Below are 22042 nucleotides of genomic sequence, written 5' to 3' on the forward strand. Positions count from 1 at the left end.
GAACCGAAATCGGCCTCTCAACAGGCCTGCTCAGGACAATCGCCCTGAGCGATCTGAGGATTTCAACCGTAAACGTCCGGCATAGTCACCGAAACGCAGACGACCGCGGATTTCCAAGGCCGTGCTGCTGTCGATGGTGGTGCCGACCATGCTTAAAGGGCTCAACTGATCTCGGATATCTGACGGAGGGCTCAATGAGAGAGGATCCCTGATATGCCGAAAGCCGGACCGTGCGGCGCGATGCTCGCCCTTCCGATCCGGCTTTGCCGTTGGCACAATCCGATCTCAAAGCGGTGCAAAATGAGCCGGAGCTATGTGCTACGGCACGTTTGGGTTAGCCTCGCGAGAACGGAAGCGGGGTAGAGAAGAACTACTTCTTTTTCTTCTTGGCTTTTTTCGCAGTGGTCTTCTTTGCCGCCTTCTTCGCTTTCTTGGCCATGAGCCCTCCGTCAATCCATAAAAGCTAAAAGTGCAGACCGGGAATCAGCATGCACGAAAGCAACCATAACGTCGAATGCGCGAGATTGACATCGGGGCGCGCCGCCTAACGTGTTGCGGCTTGGAGTCGAGCCGCAAGAACCCGCGCATGGCGCAAGAGCACGGCCTCGCGAGCAGTTCTCGGGAGGCCGGTCACCGTGGATTTGAGATCAAGGCGAACACCATCCGGCAAGCTCTCCTGGGATGGGCGGTCGCTGGCCGATCAAGCCTTCAGCCGTAGGGAGCTTCGAACCGGCAGGTCGGAACCGCGCTTCGTCACATCTCTCGATGATGAATGTTTGCAGGGCGCAGTCCGTCGCGCTCCGCCCGTTCCGGCCTGCCTCTCACGTTCGGGGCTCGCCGGTCGCTCTTCGCCGCTCGCTCCGCCGTTTGAGGGCAGGGCGGAGAAGATAAGCGAGCGGAGATCATCATGTCCAAGCGTTCAACTCACCTTTGTGCGCGTAAGCCGAAACCTGGCCTTTAGAGGAGGTCGCGGCCCACGGAGGAGAACGGAAGTAAGCTGTAAGCGGTACGATCAAAGCACAGTGAACTCCTGCGCAAATGTGTCAGAAACGTTTCCAGTAAGAAATCGGCAAAGTAGGTAGAGCCATGCGCGTTGCCCTGTCTGTTTTCTACGAGACGCGTTCCTTGAAACACAAATCGGAATGACTGCTCTATGAGAATTGAGATCGATATAGAATCGACGATCCCTCTGTATGAGCTAAACTGCAGCGACATTTGCAGCCCCTCCAATCCGTCGACCGAGCGCGATTGAGGCCGATGCTGTCGGGAAGCAACTCTCCACTCCTGTTCATTCGCGACGTCAGCGTCGTGTTCGGCGGCATCGTCGCGCTCAACGGCGTGTCCTTTGACATGCACAAGGGACAGATCCTCGGCTTGATCGGGCCCAACGGCGCCGGCAAGACCACGCTGTTCAACTGTCTGTCCCGGCTCTATCAGCCCTCGTCCGGCGACATCCTGATGGAAGGCGCAAGCATCCTGACGCGGCCGCCGCACCGGATCGCCGAGATCGGCATTGGCCGCACATTCCAGAACGTGGCGCTGTTTCCGAACCTCTCGGTGATGGACAATGTCCGCGTCGGCACGCACGCCCGGACGTCCAGCGACATCATCAGCGACTCGCTGCGCCTGGCCTGGATCCGCCGCAGCGAGACCGACGTCAACAAGAAGGTGCACGAGATCCTCGCCTACCTCGACCTCGAGGAGGTCGCCCACACCGTCGTATCCGGGCTACCCTTCGGCACGCAGAAGCGCGTCGAGCTGGCCCGCGCGCTCGCGGCCGACCCGAAGATCCTGCTGCTCGACGAGCCCGCCGGCGGCCTCAATCACGAGGAAGTCTACGTGCTTGGCGACCTCATCCGCCGCATTCGCGACGAGCGCCATATGACGGTGCTGCTGGTCGAGCACCACATGGGCCTCGTGATGTCGATCGCCGATCACGTCGTCGCGCTGAATTTCGGCAAGAAGCTCGCGGAAGGCACGCCGGCCCAGGTGCAGGCGGACCCCGACGTCATCAAGGCCTATCTCGGGAGCAAGGACCAATGACGACACTGCTCAACTTCAAGGACCTGCGCGCCTATTACGGCCAGGTCCAGGCGCTCCACGGCCTGTCTTTCTCGCTGAACGAGGGATCGCTGACGACGCTGCTGGGCGCCAATGGCGCCGGCAAGACCACCACGCTGCGCGCGATCTGCAACATGGTGCGCTCGACGGGCGGGATCGAGTTCGACGGCAAGCCGCTGAACAACCGCTCCACCGAGAGCATCGTGCGGTTCGGTATTGCCCATGTGCCGCAGGGCCGCGGCACCTTCACCACCATGACGGTGGAGGAGAACCTCCAGCTCGGGGCCATCACCCGCAAGGACAGCGCTGGCATCGTCTCCGACATCGAGCGCATGTATGCACACTTCCCCGTGCTGAAGCAGCGCCACACCCAGCAGGCCGGCACGCTCTCCGGCGGCGAGCAGCAGATGCTCGCGGTCGCGCGCGCCCTGATGCTGCGGCCGCGGCTGATGCTGCTCGACGAGCCGTCCTTCGGACTCGCGCCGCTGGTCGTGCGCGACCTGTTCGGCATCCTTGGCAAGATCAACCGCGAGGACAAGGTGTCGATCCTGGTGGTCGAGCAGAACGCCCAGCTCGCGCTCGAGCTCGCCGACCAGGCCTATGTGATCGAGACCGGCCGCATCGTGATGTCTGGCAACGCCAAGGACATCGCGAACAACGAAGAAATCCGCAAATCCTATCTGGGTTACTGAGGAGCCGGGACAATGGAGCTGTTCACCAACCAGGTCCTGGCCGGCATTGCCACGGGCGCGATCTATGCCTGCATGGCGCTCGCCGTCGTCATGATCTACCAGGCCATCGACCATCTCAACTTCGCGCAAGGCGAGATGGCGATGTTCTCGACCTTCATATCCTGGCAGCTGATGCAATGGGGCGTGTCCTACTGGGCCGCCTTCGTGATCACGCTGGCATTCTCCTTCGTCGCCGGCATCGCGATCGAGCGCATCCTGTTCAAGCCGCTCGCGAAAGCGCCGGTGCTGACCAACGTCGCCGGCTTCATCGCGCTGTTCGCGATCATCAACTCCTCGGCCGGCCTGATCTGGGACTTCACCATCAAGCAGTATCCGACCCCGTTCGGCTCCGCGCCGTTCCTCGGCAGCCAGCTGATCTCGACCCACCAGGCTGGCATGATCGGCGTCACCGTGCTGCTGCTGCTCGGCCTCTATTTTTTCTTTCAGTACACCCGTATCGGCCTGGCTATGCGTGCTGCCGCTTCGGTGCCGGAATCGGCTCGCCTCGTCGGCATCAACACGAGCTGGATGGTCGCGCTCGGCTGGGGCATGGCGACCGCGATCGGCTCGATCGCCGGCATGCTGGTCGCACCGGTCGTCTTCCTCGAGCCCAACATGATGGGCGGCGTGCTGATCTACGGCTTCGCCGCCGCGGTGCTCGGCGGCCTGAGCTCGCCGCTCGGCGCCGTCACCGGTGGCTTCCTGGTCGGCATCTTCGAGAACCTGGTCGGAACCTACATCCCCGGCGTCGGCAATGAGCTGAAGCTTCCAATCGCGCTCGCGCTGATCATCTCCGTCCTGGTCGTGAAACCGGCGGGCTTGTTCGGCCGGCCTATCGTCAAGCGAGTGTGATCATGAGCGCAGCAGAAGACGTCGTTGCAGAAGGCCACCAGGCGGTCGAGGCGGTTCCGAAGCGAGCCATGACGCTCGGCACGGGTACCTCGCTGCTGGTGCTGGCGGTGCTGTTGCTCGTGCCGGTGTTCGTCAAGAACTTCATCATCTTCCAGATGACGATGCTCCTGATCTACGGCGTTGCCGTGCTGGCGCTAAACATCCTGACCGGCGGCAGCGGGCAATTCTCGCTCGGCCAGAGCGCATTCTACGCCGTTGGCGCCTATGTGTCGGCAGTGCTGATGGAGCACTTCAACGTCAACTACGCGCTGACCATTCCGGTCTCGGCGGTGGTCTGCTTCGGATTCGGCTTCCTGTTCGGCAAACCGGCCCTGCGGCTGTCGGGCGTCTATCTCGCGCTCGCGACCTTCGCGCTCGCCACCGCGATGCCGCAGCTCCTGAAGCTGAACTTCCTCGAGCACTGGACCGGCGGCGTGCAGGGCCTCGTCGTCACCAAGCCGGACGCGCCGTTCGGCTTGCCGATGTCGCAGGACATGTGGCTGTACTACTTCACCCTCGCGGTGACGCTCGCGATCTACATCTTCTCGGTCAACCTGCTGCGCTCCCGCTCCGGCCGCGCCTTCATGGCGATCCGGGACAATGAGATCGCGGCCTCTGCCATGGGCGTCGACGTCGCGCTGTACAAGACGCTCGCTTTCGGTGTCTCCGCGGCCATCACCGGCATCGCAGGCTCGCTCGGCGCCATCGCGGTGCAGTTCGTCGCGCCCGACAGCTACACCATCACGCTCGCGATCTCGCTGTTCCTCGGCATGGTGGTCGGCGGCGTCGGCTGGCTGCCTGGCTCGATCGTCGGCGCGGCCTTCATCATCTTCGTGCCGAACATCGCGGAGAGCATTTCCAAGGGCATGTCGGGCGTCGTGTTCGGTGTGCTACTATTCCTCGTCATCTACCTCGTGCCGCAGGGTGCGAGGCAGGCCGCTAGCAAATTGAGATAGGCATAATCGGTGACGGGTCAAACCGAGACGCTTTGGTGTCCCGGTTGTGCCTTGCACAAGCTGCTTGCCCGCCCTAGATAAGCCGGCAAGCCGCAGAACGTGCTCCGGCAGGCCGATCTCGCCGGACTCTTCCGTCGGCCAAGGCGTGGTCGCAATTCCTGGAGCAGTTTCGGTCCTGCCATAGCCAAAAACGAAAGTAATTCGCAACCCTATCGTGCTGACCGCAAGATCTTGCAGCGCGTCCAGCGTGGCGCGTGGCACGGCTGCACCGCTATAGCTGCACCTAGGCGCGCTCGTTGAAGTGCTTGCCTTTGTCGCTGCGCTCGGCCTTCTTCTCGCTGCGGACGTCGGGCGCCACCGGCGATTTCGATCTAGACGTCTTTCTCAGTCATCCGGGTAGTTCGACCGAGATCATCAGGGCCTTGTCGGTCTCGCTGAGGTCGATCTTGGGCCAGCCGAATTGCCCTTCCATCAGCGGCGCCAGACGGTGTCGCCGAAGCCGCACGGGGCAGGAGGTCTCGGCCTGCACATTTGCTGCAACCCCCTTGTTTCCACACGATCAAAGCCCGACTAAAGCTGGCTCCGCGGCGGCGACCATCGGCGTTCTCAGAATCGTATGATAAGGCCCTCGCGCCCTAAATTAGTGCCGATTGCCGGATTGAGATGGCGTTGTTTCAAGAAATCTTCAGGCGGCGGGCGTCATCTGTATTTTCCCGGCGACACGCCATGATATTTTCGGAAGGCCCGGCTGAAAGCTGCCTCGGACTGATAGCCAACTTCGTTTGCCACGACACTCAATGGCAGCTTGCCGCCCTCGAAACGTCTGGCAGCTAGCGTCATCCGCCATGCAGTGAGGTAACCAAGGGGCGTCTTGCCGACCCGCTCAGTAAAGCGTCGCGCAAACGCTGCTCGTGACAGTCCAGCCTCGCCCGCCATATCATCCACCGTCCAATCGGAATGCGGTGTTGCGTGAATTGCACGAAACACTCGCGCCAGTCGCGGATCGTGCATGGCTGACAACCACCCTGTGCCATGTCCGGCTTGAGCGGCTGCGTTGCGCAAAACATAAATCAACAGGCCATCCGCCAATCGCTCGACCAGCATCTCATTACCCTGGCGATCTCCGTCTAATTCCGCCGTCAGCAGCGCCGACAGACCTGCAATACCCGGATCCCGAGCAATGTCTGCAGCCTTAAGGTGAACGAAAGGCGGCAAGGCGGCTGCACCAATTTGCCCCCGGATCGCATCTGGCCGGAATTGTCCGCAGAATATCTCCGTCGCTGGGCCTGCATTGACCAGATCAAAAGTACGTTGGGCAAAGATCTCGACCGGGTCCGCCTGCGTTTGTGGACTATCGACGACTTCGTGGGCCGGGCCGTCGCTCAAGACGACCAGATCACCTTCACTCAGTTTGGTGTCGGCACGTCCTGCTATCCGCAGCCAAGCACTGCCCTTTCGTATGAAGTGAAAAGCTAGCGCAGACCCGGCTTCCAGCCGGAAGCCCCACTGTCCGCTGGTCACGCTGCGGGCCAACCGATATTTCGGACGAGCAAACATGCGCAGCCAGTCGCCTAACACGTCCACGGTATGTTCCCCCGATCGAGACGATCTGCAAATTTATCGCGCGTTTCCATCATTGTCCATCTTGGCGCTCTACTCCAGTTATAGGGCTACAACGACGGAGGCCCTCTATGGCAAAGGCAATCTTGGCAACTGCGGCAACCGGCGCGGTCGGCCAGCGTTTGCTCAGCGGACTACCTGCAGACGGTGGCCGGAACAGCCGCCATCGTGATCGACTGATGGCGCGTTGCAAATGTTCATGTGTCAGCCACGATGAACACGCGTCAGCAGAAACCGCCTCCTGAACCAACTCGCAGAACACCTCGGCTTCGATCACTGTTGACATGATCTGTCACCAACTGCGCTTCGCTACAGACGCGTTCGCTTCCAACATAAAGCATGCTTAATCAAATGAGACGCATCGAGTATCAAAAGTATGGCGGACCGGAGGGTATGTACCTTGCGGACTTCAAACTGCCTGATCCCAAGACGGGCGAGGTGGCGATCAAGGTCCACTTCGCGGCTCTCAACCCGGTCGACTGGAAGGTTCGCAACGGCGACCTGAAACTTGTGACCGGCAAGACCTTTCCGCGCGCCATGGGCTGCGATTTTTCAGGCACGGTGCTCGCAATCGGTGCCGGCGTGACGCGCGTCAAACCTGGAGACGCGGTCTTCGGCCTGACACACGTCAAAAACTGCGGCGCTACGGCCGATGCCGTCATCGCGAAAGAGACTTGCCTGGCGAAGAAGCCAGAGACCGTTTCGTTCGAGGATGCCGCATGCCTCGGTACCCCTGGCGTTACCGCCTGGAACGGCCTGATCGACAAAGCCCGTCTGAAGGCCGGGCAGCACGTGTTCGTGAACGGCTGCACTGGTGCCGTTGGAGAGGCGACCGTCCAGATAGCCAAGATGCTGGGCGCTACAGTGTCTGGCAGCTGCGGCGCACAGTCACTTGCGCGGGCCCAGGAGATGGGCCTGAAGACCGTATACGATTATCGCGCCACTGATCTTTCCACCATTGGCGACCGTTTCGACGTGGTTTACGACACCGCCGGAACGATGCCCGTCGCCTTGGGTTTGAGCCTGCTGAAAGGCGGAGTTTTTCTCGACATCGATCCGACGCCAATGAAGCTCCTGCGCGCATTGTTCAATAGGCGATTGAAGCCGATCATCTGCACGGCACGCGCCGACATACTGGACGGATTGGCGAAGGTGGCTGTGAGCAAAAAGCTCCGGCTGCCAGTCGTCGAAACGGTCCCCCTGGCCGATGCGATCCCTTTGCTGACGGCCCTCGAACGCGGCCGCAAGCTGCCCGGCAAGGCGCTGGTCGCGATGCAGTGAGCGGACTGGGGTCGCAATTAGTTTGCGTCGGCATCAGACCTGGCCTCGGCGCAAATCCTCCCCCATCGACCGCCGTAAGCTGGCGGAGGAGGTGCTCGCCAGTGCTGGACGCATCGATTGATAGGTCCTGAGCCTAGGTACGCAATTGATTGAGGCTAAACAGGAGAAGATCACGTCCATCTTCTTCTCCAATACCCGCCGACGCTTCTTGTCGGCCATCGACTTGGCAGGGATACTCGGGCTATCGAACTTAATGCCATCACGATTTAATGGAACAACCTCAAATCAGAACCGACGATCGCGATCAGGATATGGCCGGAGATGGTGCGGTCATGCGATGGCCACGCCATCTCCGGTTTTCGTAACATCACCATTGATAACGCAGGATGCCTTTGCCGGCGTAGCTCCGCGTGACGGAGGAGAACTCGCCTTCGAAGGTGCCGGCGAGCGAGATGCCATTCCGCAATGTCAACTCGGCAGACGCTGTGGTCAGCGCCGCATCGTGGGATGGCGCCGCGCCATTGACCACGAACGAAGCGCCGGGAAGCGTCTGAAACGTTGCGGCGATCGCGCGATCGGTATCGAAATCATGCGCCCACGCCGCGCGGCCACGCAACGTCAGAATCGCGTCGCGGATGGCAAACGATCCGTCGGTGCGAAAACCAAGCTCGGTTCGTGATGAGGCCGCGTCCTTCGCGGCATAGTTCAAAGCCGCCATGCCGGTCCCGACGATCACCTGCTCCGCATAGGCCGGCAGATAGGCCGTGGTCGTCTGCGCAGCCGCATAAGGCGTCAGTCCAACCCACGGAGTCGCGAAGCGATAGCCCCCTTCAATGCGGCCGGACAGTACGTTGGCATTGAACTGGGCGCGAAGGTGATCTCCGCCAGAAATTGTCACGGTGCGGTCGGTCGCGATGTCCTGCCAGCCATAAGCCAACGCGCCAGCGAAATACGCCGCCTGGAAATTGTGTCTGACGAACGCGCCGGCTTGGAATAAGTCGGAGCGCCCGCTGCCAAATCCGTTGGCGATGCTGAAGGATGTTGCGCCGCCACCAAGCGCAAAGCCAAGCAGCGTGTCGGCCGAGAGACGATAGTCTGCGCCGGCGGCCAGGCCGTAGATGTTGCTGGTCGTTGTGTTCGACCCGACCGTGGCGTTCCCATTAGTGGTTTGGGTCCCGCCAAAGCCTGCCACCCACGAGCTCCAGGGGCTGGCGATCGGGTCGATCTGCGGCGGAGTCTTAGTAGGTGCTACCGCAAAAGCATTACGCCCCAACTTCGAGCGCGGCATGTCCGCTGACGCAAAGGCATTGGCCGGACCGACGTTGTCCTCCGGTGCAAATCCCGCTGCCTCGCCCGATCCGACATTGCGCGCGCGGTTGCCTAGAAACGGATCGAGCAGTACGCTCATGAATTGCCCCGCGGCGTTGAACGTCGCTTGCTGCATGCCCGTTGGCGCCTGGCCGGAGAACTGGTCGAAAGCCTTCGCCGCGACCTCGCGGCTAGCCAGCATCACAAAGTCGCGCGGTCTCGTGCCATCTGGCGCTGCATCGAGCACGGTGGCCACCGCGGCACCGTTGCGCGACGCCGCAACCGAAGCGAAACTGACGTCGTTGCGCTGGATTGATAATGTCAAAGAATTGGCTGCCGCTCCTGAAGCGGGATTTATGGAGTTGGAATAGTCCAGAACAACTTTCAGAAATAGCGAGTTGATCGTCGGATCCGTGAATCTTCCGCTGATACCTCCGCCGGCGGACAACACGGTCACCGGCTGCGTAAAATTGGTCCAGTGTCCCCCTTGCTCCAATACGACCTGAAGCGCTCCGTTCTCAAGCGTTGCGTTGCCAGTCACATTCAACTGGCTGTGCAGGCTGTTTGCTCCCATAAAGACCTGATAGGCGCCGCCCGGCTGAAAGGCCATGTCCCCATTTATCGTCAGAGTGCCTGCGCGGCGCTCCGTCGTAAAGATTTCCGGCGCCGAGGTGTAGAGCGCCGACATGCCGGCATACCGCTCTTGTCCCGGCGCCACGATGCCGGCCACAGTGGTGGTGCCGACCGAGCCTGTACCAGTCAGCCGGCCTTCCGTGCCCACCACGACCGGACCTGTCAGCGCGCCGTTGACTTCCAACGTGCCGCCGTCGATGCGCGCACCGCCGACTTGCGCATACGTACTGGGAGAGCCATCCCCGTTTGTTGCGCCTAGAACCAGAGTGCCAGCGCCTGCCTTGTCCAGCATGCCCACCCCCGTGATGCTGTTGCGCCAGACGTCGAGCGTGCTCGCCGGAAGATCTGCCGTGAAAACACTGCCAATGAGCTGGTTCGTCACAGTGTCCCTGAATCCGATCACCGCCGGCCCGTCCATCGCCTTGTCGAGATTGATCCGGCCCCAGCCGAATATTTCATTGACACCATAGGTGTCCGCCCCTGTAAGAGGGACATAGTTGGGATCCATTGTCTTGGGGTCGAGACGAGTGGCGCTTGTCAGTAGCACCGTGCGAAGATCGGCGCCGTTCAGATACGGAAAGCGCTGGGCCAGCAATGCAAACGCGCCTGTCGTGTCCGCCGCCGCATTCGACGTGAAATTACCAGGAGCTGACACGCACCAGTACTTGGCCAGGCCACAACTCGTAGTAATGGCGGACAATCTCGCGTCGGCCGCGCTGTCATCGAGGGCGACAGCCGCGATCCAGTGAGATTCCAAGTCCGGTCTGTAATATGGCGCCGCGGCTAGCACGTGAGGATATAGTCCGGGGCGGTAGCCGGCCAAAACGTTACCGGCCGCGAAAACGACAACCATATCTTTCGCCGCCGCCGTTCCCAGCGCGTTCACAGTGTCCACATAAGGCTTCAAGGTGGGGTCGAGCGTGTTGTAATTGCTTGGATTAAACGCATCGGTAGCCTTGAGCTGCTGCTTGATTGCATCCTGCTGGGCGAAGTCAATAACAAGGGTCCCATTCACAAATTTGATTGGATCCACCAGATCAGGCGAGGTCCAGCTGTTGTTGATCGCGCGCACCTGAAGTCCAGCCATCTGGGTGATGTAGTTGGTTAGACTTGCAGTATCTGGGAATCCGACAACAGTGCCGAGACCGTGGTTAGCGACAACGAGCATGGAATCAAAGGCAACACCGTCGATGCCACCGCTGGCCCCCTGACCACGACTGCCCGCGATCTCCCGAGCAATGAGGGAGCCGTGACCAGAAATGCCGTTAAAGCCTGGCGGGCCTCCATATGGCACGTCGCCCTGCACTGGATCTCCCCAGGGAGAGACGCCTGATAACGATATGGCTCTTTTCTGCAGCCCCGCGTCCGTGAAAATCACGCCTTTCAGCAGGTCCGGATCGGTGAAATTCGAGCCCGTATCGATTTGCCCGAGCGCGATACCGTTGCCGGAGAAGCCGCGGGCGTAGGCGCTTTGCGTGTTCATCGCGCCCAATTGTGAGTTCGCAACAAAGCTCGGCGTCGCCCACGCGCTCGTCCGCGCGCTCCAGTCGGCTCGCGTCGTGAAAGCCCAAGAATCGGCGAACGGTGATACTGGGAGAGGGTTCAGAGGAGGCAAACCATTGTTCGCCGCGCCCTGCTGCGCCTCGGCCGCGGTCACGGCGGCGGTCATCATCGCTAGACTAATCGCGGCAGCCGATACCGTACCCCGCGCCAGGCGTCGTGCATCATTCTTCCGTCGTTCCATTTTGTTCTCCCTGGTATTGTTGCTCTCTGTTCCGGATGCTTTGCTGCATCGTCTCGACCCCCGATAAACCCGCGGCCGTTTTGTTGACGTAATCTTGGCCAGCTCACACAGCCGGCATGCCGTGCCCCACCTACTGGTGCTCCATTCTCCAGCTGAGCGGCCCGGCGGTTCACGCCGGTGCATCAAGGCGACGAGGGGGATAAGGATCAGGCCGCAAATCGCTCCTGGTGCAGCCTTCGACACTTCCTCGACAACGTTAGGCAGGAATTGGATGACGCTCGCTCCGAACACTGCAAAAGCCGTGGCAAGACCGCGGACCGCGATGCCGACCTGGAGACTGATCGAGACGACCTGCGTGGGCTGTCAGGCAAAACAATCTGAATAGCCAAACGCCAAGTGCGCCCGCAACGCTCGTACTGTTCCATCCCCCGCGTTGGCGCCCGCTCAAATCAATCGTGGTGGATCCGTATGCATTCTCCGGCGGGAAATGTCCGCTGGTCCTCAACGCCACAGTTTTGCACGAGAACGCCCAAACGTTCCTGCATGCGCGCCAGCCACGACCATCTATGCGAAACACAGATTGCCCTCCACTGGAGGCAACAGTCCTGCACCGCGCGCAGCTGGATCGCCAAACAGCAGTCTCTGCTCAACCAGATTCGGAATAGCCACCGAAACGAGCAGCCTCGCCATGGAGGCGATGCGGACAATCGAGTCTAACTCTATGGTCAGCTGTTGCTCGTGATTCTGAAAACCTAGCGCTCGCAACTGGGCGATCTGGTCACACTGGCCGATGGGAGTGTCAGCGCGCGGAACGATGGTGTCATCAACGTCCCGCCGGATGATATCAGTCAAAGAAGCCAGGCAGGAGCGGGACAACCTAACGGCACCACGACCGACGATGTCCATGGAATCAGTAGCGATCGCCCCTTCCGACATGCAGGCCTCCCCCAACGTCGGTTGCTCTGCGTCAGCGACAACCGTTTCGTTTTCCTAGAGTTCAGTTGTTAGCATGAGGGGAGGGAGGCGGTTTGTTGCCTACTCTCAAGTCGTTCGGCAGAGACTCTACTTGTCATCCACCGGAGAAATCAGCATGCATTGATCTGCCAGGAAGAGAATGCCAACACGCCCCAAACGATTGCTCGCGTCGCCTTGCGCCGCATGGTGCAAGACGGGGCGCGGGTTTATTGAAACGACCATGGTTGGTGAATTGGTCGAAGCATCAAAAACGAGAACGGCGGCTTCTCTTTGATAGTTAGGACACACGCATGTGTATTGGCGAAAAAAATGGCGAGAGCGTTGTGTTCTCGCCAAGGTTCTTCTGGGAGGATAGTTAAAATAGAACAGTTTCGTAAATTCACTGCCGCCTGTCGGTATTTCGACCGAAAGCACGTGCAAGCAAGTCGTGGGTTTAACGGAGCGACCTCAACGTTTCTTAGCACGAATCTAAGAGCTCTACTTGAGGCATGAGATACGTTGGTTTGTCACTAAAGCGCAGGATGGATCTGCCCAAAGAGCTCTCATCCAAATTCGTTGATCGACAATCGACGTTCTGGCGTCGGCCCCCCTTGGGAAGCTTGGCCAACAATGTAATTCAGCCTCAAACTCGGAGGGCAACATCGATCTCAGAGCCGCGTACGCCCCGGCGAGGTTCCAAAGCGCTTCTTGTATGCTCGAGAAAACTCCGCCAACGATTTGAAACCAACTTCGTATGCGACCTCAGACACTGTGCAGGTGCGCCCCTTTTGGCAGAGAAGGGTGTGAGCCGTTTCCAGTCTAAGCTCTTTGACACGCTCCATGACCGTCTGGCCACTCCCGCGATAGACCTTATGTAGGTAGCTTTCGGAAATGCCACATGCTCTGGCTATCATAGATGGAGACAGGTCTGCCCGTGCGTGGAGCCGGGCGATGTGCTTCTCGCTGCGCTCGCGCTGCGCGAGGAGAAGTACACCTTCCTCCGATTCGGAAGCGTCTGCCGCCGCAAAACAAAACGCAGCGATGTCGCAAATCTGCTGCTCCAAAAGCGTTGCCGAACGCGTTTCGAGTGGACTCGTCAAGGCGCTTACTTTTATCAGAATGTCCTGCAAAAGTTCTGGTAGTATTTGGCTAGCGTCTACGCGGAGAAAGCTGCTGTTAAACTGTTTGCCTATCCGCTGCTTCATTCTGCAAATCGGAATTTGAATATTTAGCGTTTCGTATGAGTTGCATGCAAAAAATTCTGCGGGGCGCGAATTATCAAGCAAGAACATTGAACCCGGCCCGAGCGCGAGTCCGTCGTTGCCCATCCGAATACTTGCCTGACCTCGTTGCGGAAATGCGAGCGAGTAGAACGCCTGCTCCGGGTTGGCTTCGGTCCGTCTGAACCGCAGGCCTTCAAAAGATATTCGATTAGCTCTCAACGAGGCGACCCGGACCGAATGCAAATCGCCGGAGAACGATTGGTGCTCCTCCGGAAAGAGCTGCACTCTTCCCCAGATTGATCCGAAAGCAGAAGACCAATACTCGACCTGCTCAGCGAGTTGCACATCGGAAGTGCGAGCGACAAGTATTTCGGTCGAGCCGGGTTGTTTCCACATTGATGGGCCATGCCTTGAATTAGCGTCCAGTATGCCAATGGCGGGGAAAGCACGCAACTGGGAGTGTTTGGGAGCGCCAGGAACAAAGCACAGTGAGCCATATCGCAAACCCAGCTCGCGAAAACCTGTCAAGGAGACGCACAGACCTCAGGCCTCTTAGGCCCCGGGCGATCCAACAGGGCAAAGGCGAGAGTTGACCCCGTATGAAGTGCGTCACGCCGGAAGAGGTGGGCTTTTGCCCAACACGGCTTGCCCGATTGGGTGAAGTGATCAAGCAGCAAGTTGAGAGCGGGATAATTCCCGGCGCAGTCGTGCTATTGGCGCGTTTTGGTAAACCGGTAATCTTCGAATCATTCGGATATTGCGATCCGGCCAGGGAAGTCCCGATGCGGCGGGATTCCCTGTTTCGGCTGGCTTCGCTCACAAAGCCGATCACGTCGGTCGCGGCAATGATCCTCGTCGAACGCGGCATGCTCTCGCTCGACGAACCTGTCGCGCGTTACCTGCCGGAATTCGACGGTCTCTGTTGTCGTTCGAGCGCCGCCACGCCGCCGATCAAAGTTCACGACCTGCTTCGGCACACCTCAGGCTTCACATACGGCGATTTCGGGTCTGGGCCTATCCACGAGAGCTATCGCCGCCTCAACGTGTTGGACCCGCAGCAGACCTCGAGCGATCTGGTTGAGAAGCTTGCGCGGATAGATCTCCTCTATGTTCCTGGAAGCACTTTCGAGTATGGCATGTCCACGGACGTGCTCGGGCTGATCATTGAACGCCTTTTGGCCCGCGATCTTCAGGGGGCCTTACATGATCTTGTGCTCGCTCCTATGGGATTGGACGATACCGGGTTCCTGCTCTCCAGTAGGTCGCAATCGCGTCTTGCCCAGCCTTTTCGAGACCAGGCATCGGGTCGAATGCCGTGGATGCCCGCATTCTGGGAGAGCAACGTATCGCCATCTTGGTATTCCGGCGGGGGCGGCCTGCTCTCAAGTGCTCACAATTACTACGCATTCCTTCAAACGCTTTTGGATGACCTTGTTCATGACCAAGGCGTTCTCCTGAGTCGTGCCACGGCTAGCTGGATGGTTGCAAACCATCTTCCGGCGCAGGTGAACTTTGGAGCGTACATGCCAAGTCTCGGCGCGTTGGCTCCTCTTCCAGAACTGGGGCAAGGATTCGGTTTGGGCTTTCTGATTAGAACTCATCGCGGTCTAAACTCGCTTCCAGGATCTGTCGGTGACTTCTCTTGGGCCGGGATATCAGGAACATATGCCTGGGTAGACCCAGCCGAAGAGATGGTCTGCGTCTTCATGATGCAGGCTCCCGATCAACGCCATCACTGTCGGCGGCTCCTTCGTCAGCTTGTTTATCAGGCACTGCGCGGCGGAAAGAACCTTTAGGAGAACATGGAATTATGTCTCGATGTCGTATCGCAATCGCAGTTCTGTCTGCGCAGTTGGCCTCGGTTGCTGCTTTCGCGGCAGAGCCGGGAGTGTCGGAAAACCAAATCAAAGTCGGGCAAACGACGTCTTATAGCGGCCCAGCTTCTCAATACGGCCTCATAGGCAAAGTGCAAGACGCCTACTTTAGAATGCTGAACGAGAAAGGCGGAATCAATGGGAGGAAAATCGAACTCCTGTCCCGAGACGACGCCTATTCGCCGCCCAAGTCGGTCGAGCAGCTGCGAAAGTTGGTCGAAGACGATGAAATTGCGTTCATGTTCAACAGTTTTGGAGGACCAACGAACGCTGCACAGGCCAAATATCTCAACAGGCAGAAGATACCGCAATTGTTCGTTGCGACAGGAGCGCACTATTGGGGTGACGTGAAGGACTATCCCTGGAGTATGGGGTGGCAACCAAGTTTTCGGTCTGAAGCAAGAGCCTTTGCGCGGGACGCAATCGACAAGAATCCGGCTGCGCGCATTGCGGTGCTCTATCAAAACGATGACTTCGGTAAGGACTATCTGCTCGGGGTCAAAGACGTGCTCGACAAGCAGAATTCGGCAAAGCTAATCTCAGAATTCAGCTATGAGACGAGCGCCCCCACGATTGAATCCCAATTTGTGAATGTGCGAGCGGCCAGCCCCGATGCGGTCATACTCGCAGCCATTCCAAAGTTTGCCGCGCAGTTCGTACGCAAGCTCGTTGAGATGAATTGGTCCCCCACTGTTTATGTAACCGGTGGCGCCTCATTGGTGCCCGTAACAACGGAAACAGTGAAGGGCAGAAGCGATCTCTCCCTGTATACGGCGACCTTTTTCAAGGATTGGAACGATCCTAAATGGAGGGAAGACCCTTCGCTCGCGGAGTACTTCGATTTCATGCGAAAGTATATGCCGGGAGTGCAAGACAACGATTTCGCTCCTGTTTACGGCTATTCGGTCGCTCAAACCGTAGTCGATGTACTGACCCGTTGCGGAGATGACCTCAGCAGGGGAAACATCATGAAGCAGGCCTCAGATATAAGGGACTTGGCCCTACCCCTGCTCGCGCCCGGTATCGTTCTAAATACCGCTCCTGACGATCATTTCCCAATTGAGCAGATTCAGCTCGGCAAGTGGGACGGCTCAACCTGGCGACCGGCGGGAGCGCTGATCTCAGTGAGGTAGCCGCTCCACTGCATCCACACCATAGAAGAGCCAATTAGGGTAGGGTAAATGCCAACTGTCGCCGTGCTGGGCTGCGGGTTGATCGGTTCGAGCTGGATTGCCGCGTTCTCGACGCAATGCCAGACGGTCAAAGCGTGGGATCCACAACATTCTCTCATTCAAGCTGATACTTCAAGTTCAATCCAATGGTGCGAGACGCCTGAAGACGCTGTAGAGGGCGCCGATTTTGTTCAGGAAAGCGCGCCCGAGGATCTCGCTGTTAAACGCGAGTTGTACGCAAGGCTTTCCAACAAGCTTGCATCACATGCGATCGTTGCCTCTTCTTCGTCAGCTTTGCTGCCGTCCGACCTCCAGGCGGGATTAAGCTTCGCCGAGCGGGTTCTCGTGGGGCATCCCTTCAATCCGCCTCATCTAGTCCCGCTGGTTGAAGTGGTCGGCGGCCGCGATACCGCTCCTTCGGTGCTCGAGGAGGCCGTGCGATTTTACACGGCAATCGGTAAGCGTCCGATTAGGTTGAACGTCGAGCGAAAAGGCCATCTCGCAAATCGCTTGCAGGCAGCGGTATGGCGTGAGGCGGTCGACGCTGTCGCGACAGGACAGGCGACCGTGCAGGATGTGGACGCCGCTATGATTTACGCATTGGGTCCGCGATGGGCTCTCCTGGGGCCCTTTGCAACGTTCCACTTAGGTGGTGGCTCAGGCGGCCTAGCTCACTTCATGGACCATCTCGGGCCCGTATTTGAAGACCTTTGGGACGATGCTAAGCGTCCAACTATGACGTCCGAACTCAAACGCGAAATAATTGACAGCACCCAAAAGCAAATGGGTGGCCTTTCAGTCGATGAATTGACGGAACTTCGGAATGGTCGCCTGAAATCTATTTTGATGAGTGCGGCACTGCAATTCTCGCCCGAAACAAGGCGGAGAGATTGAACCCGTGAGGTGCCGTTGGATATTATTCCGGTGCCGAACAGTCGGGAATGCTCGATCGATTGGGCATGCAAGTGCTTGATTGTGTCCGCCAAGAAGAGCAATTGGTTGGACAAGTGAAGCTCGTCGATTGACATCGCGACACCTTGGCAAGCGTACATTGCGCCTTCGAAAATGTCGCCGCAAGGTTCGGAGGTTGGGGCAAGAGAACGGCCCCGCGAGCGGCTTTCGGTGACCGGTTGGCGTCAATCGCCGAATTCCAAATCAAGGCGAACACGCTGTCGCCGCCCAGCTGGCGGCGCGACCAAGCTTGGCTTAGAGTGGGCGATTAAGGGTATCGCAGCCGCCGTCAGCGACAGGCTCACACGTCCTTGCCGTTGTTTCATCGTAGCGGATTCAACCGCGCGTGGCTCGACGCCGCGGGTGAATACCCCCTAGTCAAGATGGCCTCAGCTCTCTTGTCCCGTTTCGGCGGAGTTCTATATGGGTTAGGAAAATGAAAGACGCATACGGCCGGCGCTTGTAGCTATCATTATCGTTCTTGGCGCCGCCCCGATCGTCCGGGTCTCTCCTCGCAGTTTCCGTTTCAGCGGGTCCGACACCCTGCGCGTGGCGAAGAGACCTATGGGAAGCGCTCCGCCTGCCAAAACCCTCGCCGCCAACTTTTTTCCCCGCCGGACAAATGCGTCCGGCTCCTCGCGGCCGCTTCGCTTCAAAAAAGCTTCCGGCTCAGGTGCTCCGCGTGCGCTGCGCCCCGCATGCGGGTTCGAAGGCGTTTCGCTTCCCATAACGGTCTCGCCATCGCGAGGGGATCGGCTCCTCGCGAGCAACAGAAGAGGACAAGACCATGACCGCGATCGGATACGTCACCAAGAACGACAATGGTAGCTACAAGGGTCAGCTCAAGACCGTCTCAATTCGCGCCGATATCGATATCATCCCGAACCGCGACAAGAGCGCGGAGACCCATCCCGACTTCCGGGTCTTTACCCAGGGGGTCGAGATTGGGGCAGGGTGGGTCCGCCGCGGCGAGAACAGCCGCAAGGACTATGTGAGCCTGTCCTTGGCGGCGCCCGAATTCGGCCCGCGCAAGCTCTACGCCAATCTCGGCCGCGCCGCCGGCCAGGATGACGACAGCGTGTTTGCCCTGATCTGGAATCCGGCGGACTGACGCCAATCGGCCCCGCGAGAACTGCTCGCGGGGCCGTTCTCTTGCCCCATTTGGACAGGACGATCCAAAGTTGTATTGGAATTTGTTGGGACGCCTGTTTGATCCATTCAGCTAATGCGAGCCGTGGTCTTGCCCATGATCATGCGGCTTCCTGTATTCCCGCCGACTATGACGGTGGCGATTGGGCATGGGAGTTCCTACGACGCAATGCCGATTACGTCGCCGATTGGCGAAGATCCGTACCTCAGCACTTGCCGTGCATCACGCTCAACGACGGCACCAAGCTATTGCGCCTCAGGCGGAGGTTCCCGCGGGCCGAGAGGTGGGGACTTTACGCCTTCGCCGATCCAAGACTTTGCGCTCACGAGGCAACCGCGTTCTGGCATACCAATACTTTGAAGCGGGTCGTTCGGCTGAATGCGAGGAAGCCCATCGAGGGCGAAGAGGCGAAAGTCCGACGGCTTGCTGACTTCAATGCTGATCGACAGGCAGTGATAGGTATCGACGGCGTTCCACTAGTCATGATGAAGCGCAATGGTGTTCGCGTGCCTCTCGAAATCCACGGGCTTTCGGTCCTGACCGCGGCTTTCACGCCGGTCTTTGAGCTGCACGATCTCGATGACCTCGCGTCTCAAGCTGAGCTTCTAAAGCGTCTGCAGCGCTTCACCGAGGCGGACTTTAGAGCGTTTCAAAAACCCTCCGCGGCAGCCGACGAGCGGCTCCATCAGGCTCTCATTGCGCTGGACGAGAGCCTGCACGGTAAGACATATCGGCAGATCGCAATTGCGATCTTCGGAGAGAAGAAAGTCACTGAAGAATGGCACGGGCATAGTCAATTTTTGCGCGATCGCACCCGACGCCTCGTCGCCAAGGGCACCGAATTGATGAAGGGCGGTTACCGCGACCTTTTGAGCTGATCGAAATTTGTCATTCTCTTTTGACGAAGTTTGCTCGCGCAGGATGGCGAAAGAGAAACTCTGAACTTCGCCACTCCACAAAGCCTCTCCAATCTGACGACGCTTCTTCTTGCACCTCTTGGTTGTACGAGGTGTGGGAAGGAAAGCTGGATGATCACGAAAGCTGACGACAAGGAGCCGGACAAGCCGTTCCTCAACACTGCGGAGGCGGCCATCTGGCTCAGGCTCACGAAGAACACGCTGGAGAAGATGCGGGTCCAGGGCAGGGGACCGACCTACCGCAAACATGGACGCTACGTCCGCTACCACATCGAAGACCTCGTCGAATGGTCGCATGCGAGCAAGAGGAGGTCGACCTCCGATGCCGATTGACCGCATGAGACTATGGCGCCAGGCCTCAACGCTCTCAGCCATGTGCGCCGGCATCATCACGCTTCTGATGTCGTCCGCTCCGGCGGTGCCGCTGCTGATCTACAATGCCACGGGCAGCGCGCCGCTCGGTTTCTACTATCTGGAGCCGCGCCTGCCGGTGCGCGGCGAGCTCGCCGTCTTCAAGCCACCTCCTGGAATCGAGCTCCTGATCATCGCGCACGAGATCCTCCCCATGCCGGTGCCTCTTCTAAAGCGGGTCGAGGCCATCGGCGGAGACGAAATCTGCCGCACCAGGGAGCCGATCGGCAACATCTCCATCAACGGAAAGGTCGTTGCCGAGGTGCTCGACAAAGACCGGCAAGGGCGGCCTCTGCCGGCCTGGGAGGGCTGCATGCGGCTCGTTGAGGGCGAATACTTCCTGCTGCAGCCCCACCCGAATTCTTTTGACTCGCGCTACTTCGGGCCGGTGCTTCGGTGCGACATCCTGGGGGTCGCGCGTCCACTGTGGACATGGAATCCCGATATGTGAGCGGTTGGCGACGACCGGCGCGCGTCTGAAGTAAGAACGCGCGCCCGTCATGTTTCCCCCTCGGCTCGAGGCCTGATCGCCTGCAACGCGTCAGGCCTGCAGGCAAGGTCGTTCAGCACTGGGCTGACAAACCTCCACGACGCCCCGTCGGATCATGACGGTGGTGATCAAGAGGATTGATCGCACCAGCTCGCGCACGGGTTAGCATGCGAAAAGCACTTTTCTTTTAAGCAGGGGGACTTGAGGGGCGCTGCCCCTCACCCCTGCAAGACCTTCTTTCGCCCTCCGGTGCAGCAAGTCGGTCGCACGTCGCAGCTCACGCGGCTCGGTGCAACCGCGTTGCGCACCATCGGATTCGCGCCGGCGCACCGGCGCCGAAACAAGCTCTTGCCCCCGAAACCCCGGTCTCGCCGACGGGCAGGCGGCATGGCGAAGGCCATGCGCGCCGCGCCGATCAAACGCCCATCAAGGGCCCACAAGCGAGACACACGATGGCAAAACTTACGAAGGCGGAGGCCAAGGCACATGCCGAGGCTGTCGAATTGCTCAAGAAAGACGTCCTCACCTATGATGAGCGTGTGTTTGTGCTGGACAATTGGCACGAGGGCGCAAGCCACATCAACGGAGCGGCGGGGGCGTTCTTTACCCCTAGCGGGCTTGCCGGAGACTTCGCAATTGATGCTTACGGCGGCCGAACGGTCGACCTTTGCGCCGGGATTGGCGCGCTCGCATTCCACGTCTATTGGAGGGCACACTATGCGCGCGGTCGCGACGAGCCACAGAAAGAGATCGTCTGCATCGAACGCAATTCTGCCTATGTCGAGGTCGGTCGCAAGGTGCTGCCGGAAGCCAATTGGATTTGCGCCGACGTGTTCAGTTTGGACCTGACAAGCCTCGGTCGTTTCGGCTGCGCGATCGCAAATCCCCCATTCGGAGCCACTCCGAGGATCGGAAGCGGACCCCGGTATACCGGACGCTCTTTCGAGTTTCACGTGATCGATATCGCTTCCGGTATTGCGGATTATGGCGCGTTCATCATCCCGCAGACGTCTGCACCGTTCCAATATAGCGGCGTGCAGTGCTACCGCGAACGCAAGAGCGCGGATTATCTCAAGTTCACCGAGCAGACCGGAATTCACCTCGAAGCGGGCTGCGGCGTGGACTGCTCTTTCTATCGTGACACATGGAAGGGCGTCGCGCCCAATGTCGAAATCGTCTGCGCCAACTTCGAGGAAATCCCCCGCAACAAGGCTCGATCTTCGGCCGAGCCTGAGGCCGAGCTGCGCGCTCTCTGGAGCAAAAACGGCGTTCCAGTCGAGCGGCAGGACGCGATAATTCGCGAGGTCGAGGCCAAAGCCAGGGGCGGAATTCGGTTTGACGAACGCCCCCTCCAGGCGGACTTGTTCAACGATCTTGGACCCTACGCGCCCAAGCGCTGACGGTCTTTGCGGCGAATTTCGTCTCGCAAATTGTCTGAGCGAGCCAGGCTGCCAAGCCTGGTTCACTCGGTCGGCCTCTGTGCGCCTGATGAACTTCAGCGCTCGTCGGACAGCCCAAAGGCCCGTTGTACAGCGCAGCCATTTTTCATTCAGACGCTGATCACCTTTAGCCCATCTGCGAACTTGCGCCGTGTCCGACGGAGGTCGTCTCATCAAGCCCAGAGCGGACCAGACTTGCTCAACCTGAGTTCTTAGCGATTTTACCCTGAGAGGAC

At 59.3% G+C, this 22042-nt stretch carries 17 protein-coding genes; 13 read left to right on the forward strand and 4 right to left on the reverse strand.

Annotated elements, in window-relative coordinates:
• The first annotated feature begins 1257 nt into the window (after positions 1–1257).
• From JQ632_RS08200 to JQ632_RS08215, 4 genes are read left to right on the forward strand one after another with little or no spacing between them, the layout of a single operon-like run.
• Positions 1258–2043, forward strand: a complete 786-nt coding sequence (locus tag JQ632_RS08200) for an ABC transporter ATP-binding protein (protein ID WP_212401790.1) — start codon at positions 1258–1260, stop codon at positions 2041–2043.
• On the forward strand, positions 2040–2753 hold the full coding sequence (locus JQ632_RS08205; RefSeq protein WP_212401791.1) for an ABC transporter ATP-binding protein: 714 nt from the start codon (positions 2040–2042) through the stop codon (positions 2751–2753). Before JQ632_RS08200 ends, JQ632_RS08205 begins: the two co-directional genes overlap by 4 nt.
• A gap of 12 nt (positions 2754–2765) precedes the next feature.
• On the forward strand, positions 2766–3644 hold the full coding sequence (locus tag JQ632_RS08210; RefSeq protein WP_212401792.1) for a branched-chain amino acid ABC transporter permease: 879 nt from the start codon (positions 2766–2768) through the stop codon (positions 3642–3644).
• Between the two features lie 2 nt (positions 3645–3646).
• Positions 3647–4639: a branched-chain amino acid ABC transporter permease gene (locus JQ632_RS08215; RefSeq protein WP_212401793.1), complete on the forward strand. Its 993-nt coding sequence runs from the start codon at positions 3647–3649 to the stop codon at positions 4637–4639.
• Between the two features lie 699 nt (positions 4640–5338).
• On the opposite strand, the gene JQ632_RS40245 is transcribed toward JQ632_RS08215, so the two are convergent.
• Positions 5339–6223 (reverse strand): AraC family transcriptional regulator, encoded by an 885-nt coding sequence (locus tag JQ632_RS40245; RefSeq protein WP_212401794.1) that lies wholly within the window; start codon positions 6221–6223, stop codon positions 5339–5341.
• 387 nt (positions 6224–6610) lie between these two features.
• Between JQ632_RS40245 and JQ632_RS08225 the strand changes: the two genes are divergently transcribed.
• Positions 6611–7540, forward strand: coding sequence for an NAD(P)-dependent alcohol dehydrogenase (locus JQ632_RS08225; protein WP_212401795.1), 930 nt, complete (start codon positions 6611–6613; stop codon positions 7538–7540).
• Positions 7541–7907: 367 nt separating this feature from the next.
• On the opposite strand, the gene JQ632_RS39365 is transcribed toward JQ632_RS08225, so the two are convergent.
• From JQ632_RS39365 to JQ632_RS08240, 3 genes are all read right to left on the reverse strand, one after another.
• The gene (locus tag JQ632_RS39365; RefSeq protein WP_249151585.1) at positions 7908–11225 is read right to left on the reverse strand and encodes an autotransporter domain-containing protein; all 3318 of its coding nucleotides are present in this window, start codon (positions 11223–11225) and stop codon (positions 7908–7910) included.
• Between the two features lie 564 nt (positions 11226–11789).
• Positions 11790–12161 (reverse strand): hypothetical protein, encoded by a 372-nt coding sequence (locus tag JQ632_RS08235; protein ID WP_212401796.1) that lies wholly within the window; start codon positions 12159–12161, stop codon positions 11790–11792.
• A 686-nt stretch (positions 12162–12847) separates the two neighbouring features.
• Complete coding sequence (locus tag JQ632_RS08240; RefSeq protein ID WP_212401797.1) at positions 12848–13798, reverse strand: helix-turn-helix domain-containing protein; 951 nt, start codon at positions 13796–13798, stop codon at positions 12848–12850.
• 203 nt (positions 13799–14001) lie between these two features.
• Here JQ632_RS08240 and JQ632_RS08245 point away from each other — a divergent pair, with 203 nt between their 5' ends.
• The 8 genes from JQ632_RS08245 to JQ632_RS08280 all read left to right on the forward strand — a co-directional run bounded on the left by JQ632_RS08245 (position 14002) and on the right by JQ632_RS08280 (position 21767).
• Positions 14002–15198 carry a serine hydrolase gene (locus JQ632_RS08245; RefSeq protein ID WP_212401798.1) on the forward strand — a complete coding sequence of 399 codons (1197 nt, stop codon included), beginning with the start codon at positions 14002–14004 and terminating at the stop codon, positions 15196–15198.
• A gap of 92 nt (positions 15199–15290) precedes the next feature.
• Entirely contained in the window at positions 15291–16409 is a 1119-nt protein-coding gene (locus tag JQ632_RS08250) for an ABC transporter substrate-binding protein (protein ID WP_312015582.1), read from the forward strand.
• A gap of 48 nt (positions 16410–16457) precedes the next feature.
• Complete coding sequence (locus tag JQ632_RS08255) at positions 16458–17342, forward strand: 3-hydroxyacyl-CoA dehydrogenase NAD-binding domain-containing protein (protein ID WP_212401800.1); 885 nt, start codon at positions 16458–16460, stop codon at positions 17340–17342.
• Positions 17343–18186: 844 nt separating this feature from the next.
• Entirely contained in the window at positions 18187–18510 is a 324-nt protein-coding gene (locus tag JQ632_RS08260) for a DUF736 family protein (RefSeq protein ID WP_212401801.1), read from the forward strand.
• Between the two features lie 98 nt (positions 18511–18608).
• Positions 18609–19427 carry a DUF2285 domain-containing protein gene (locus tag JQ632_RS08265; protein ID WP_212401802.1) on the forward strand — a complete coding sequence of 273 codons (819 nt, stop codon included), beginning with the start codon at positions 18609–18611 and terminating at the stop codon, positions 19425–19427.
• A 150-nt stretch (positions 19428–19577) separates the two neighbouring features.
• On the forward strand, positions 19578–19799 hold the full coding sequence (locus tag JQ632_RS08270) for a helix-turn-helix domain-containing protein (RefSeq protein ID WP_212401803.1): 222 nt from the start codon (positions 19578–19580) through the stop codon (positions 19797–19799).
• Positions 19789–20328: a S26 family signal peptidase gene (locus JQ632_RS08275; protein ID WP_212401804.1), complete on the forward strand. Its 540-nt coding sequence runs from the start codon at positions 19789–19791 to the stop codon at positions 20326–20328. Before JQ632_RS08270 ends, JQ632_RS08275 begins: the two co-directional genes overlap by 11 nt.
• 491 nt (positions 20329–20819) lie before the next feature.
• On the forward strand, positions 20820–21767 hold the full coding sequence (locus JQ632_RS08280; protein WP_212401805.1) for a methyltransferase: 948 nt from the start codon (positions 20820–20822) through the stop codon (positions 21765–21767).
• The last annotated feature ends 275 nt before the right edge of the window (positions 21768–22042 follow it).

It is taken from the genome of Bradyrhizobium liaoningense, assembly GCF_018130955.1.
Lineage (GTDB): Bacteria > Pseudomonadota > Alphaproteobacteria > Rhizobiales > Xanthobacteraceae > Bradyrhizobium > Bradyrhizobium liaoningense_C.

Bases quoted from the DNA above. Each gene is read 5' to 3' on its own strand.
- JQ632_RS08260 (WP_212401801.1), top strand. From the start codon at position 18,187: ATGACCGCGATCGGATACGTCACCAAGAACGACAATGGTAGCTACAAG.
- JQ632_RS08270 (WP_212401803.1), top strand. From the start codon at position 19,578: ATGATCACGAAAGCTGACGACAAGGAGCCGGACAAGCCGTTCCTCAAC.
- JQ632_RS08235 (WP_212401796.1), bottom strand. From the start codon at position 12,161: ATGTCGGAAGGGGCGATCGCTACTGATTCCATGGACATCGTCGGTCGT.
- JQ632_RS08255 (WP_212401800.1), top strand. From the start codon at position 16,458: ATGCCAACTGTCGCCGTGCTGGGCTGCGGGTTGATCGGTTCGAGCTGG.
- JQ632_RS08225 (WP_212401795.1), top strand. From the start codon at position 6,611: ATGAGACGCATCGAGTATCAAAAGTATGGCGGACCGGAGGGTATGTAC.
- JQ632_RS39365 (WP_249151585.1), bottom strand. From the start codon at position 11,225: ATGGAACGACGGAAGAATGATGCACGACGCCTGGCGCGGGGTACGGTA.
- JQ632_RS08215 (WP_212401793.1), top strand. From the start codon at position 3,647: ATGAGCGCAGCAGAAGACGTCGTTGCAGAAGGCCACCAGGCGGTCGAG.
- JQ632_RS08275 (WP_212401804.1), top strand. From the start codon at position 19,789: ATGCCGATTGACCGCATGAGACTATGGCGCCAGGCCTCAACGCTCTCA.
- JQ632_RS08245 (WP_212401798.1), top strand. From the start codon at position 14,002: ATGAAGTGCGTCACGCCGGAAGAGGTGGGCTTTTGCCCAACACGGCTT.
- JQ632_RS08240 (WP_212401797.1), bottom strand. From the start codon at position 13,798: ATGTGGAAACAACCCGGCTCGACCGAAATACTTGTCGCTCGCACTTCC.
- JQ632_RS08280 (WP_212401805.1), top strand. From the start codon at position 20,820: ATGGCAAAACTTACGAAGGCGGAGGCCAAGGCACATGCCGAGGCTGTC.
- JQ632_RS08205 (WP_212401791.1), top strand. From the start codon at position 2,040: ATGACGACACTGCTCAACTTCAAGGACCTGCGCGCCTATTACGGCCAG.
- JQ632_RS08210 (WP_212401792.1), top strand. From the start codon at position 2,766: ATGGAGCTGTTCACCAACCAGGTCCTGGCCGGCATTGCCACGGGCGCG.
- JQ632_RS08200 (WP_212401790.1), top strand. From the start codon at position 1,258: ATGCTGTCGGGAAGCAACTCTCCACTCCTGTTCATTCGCGACGTCAGC.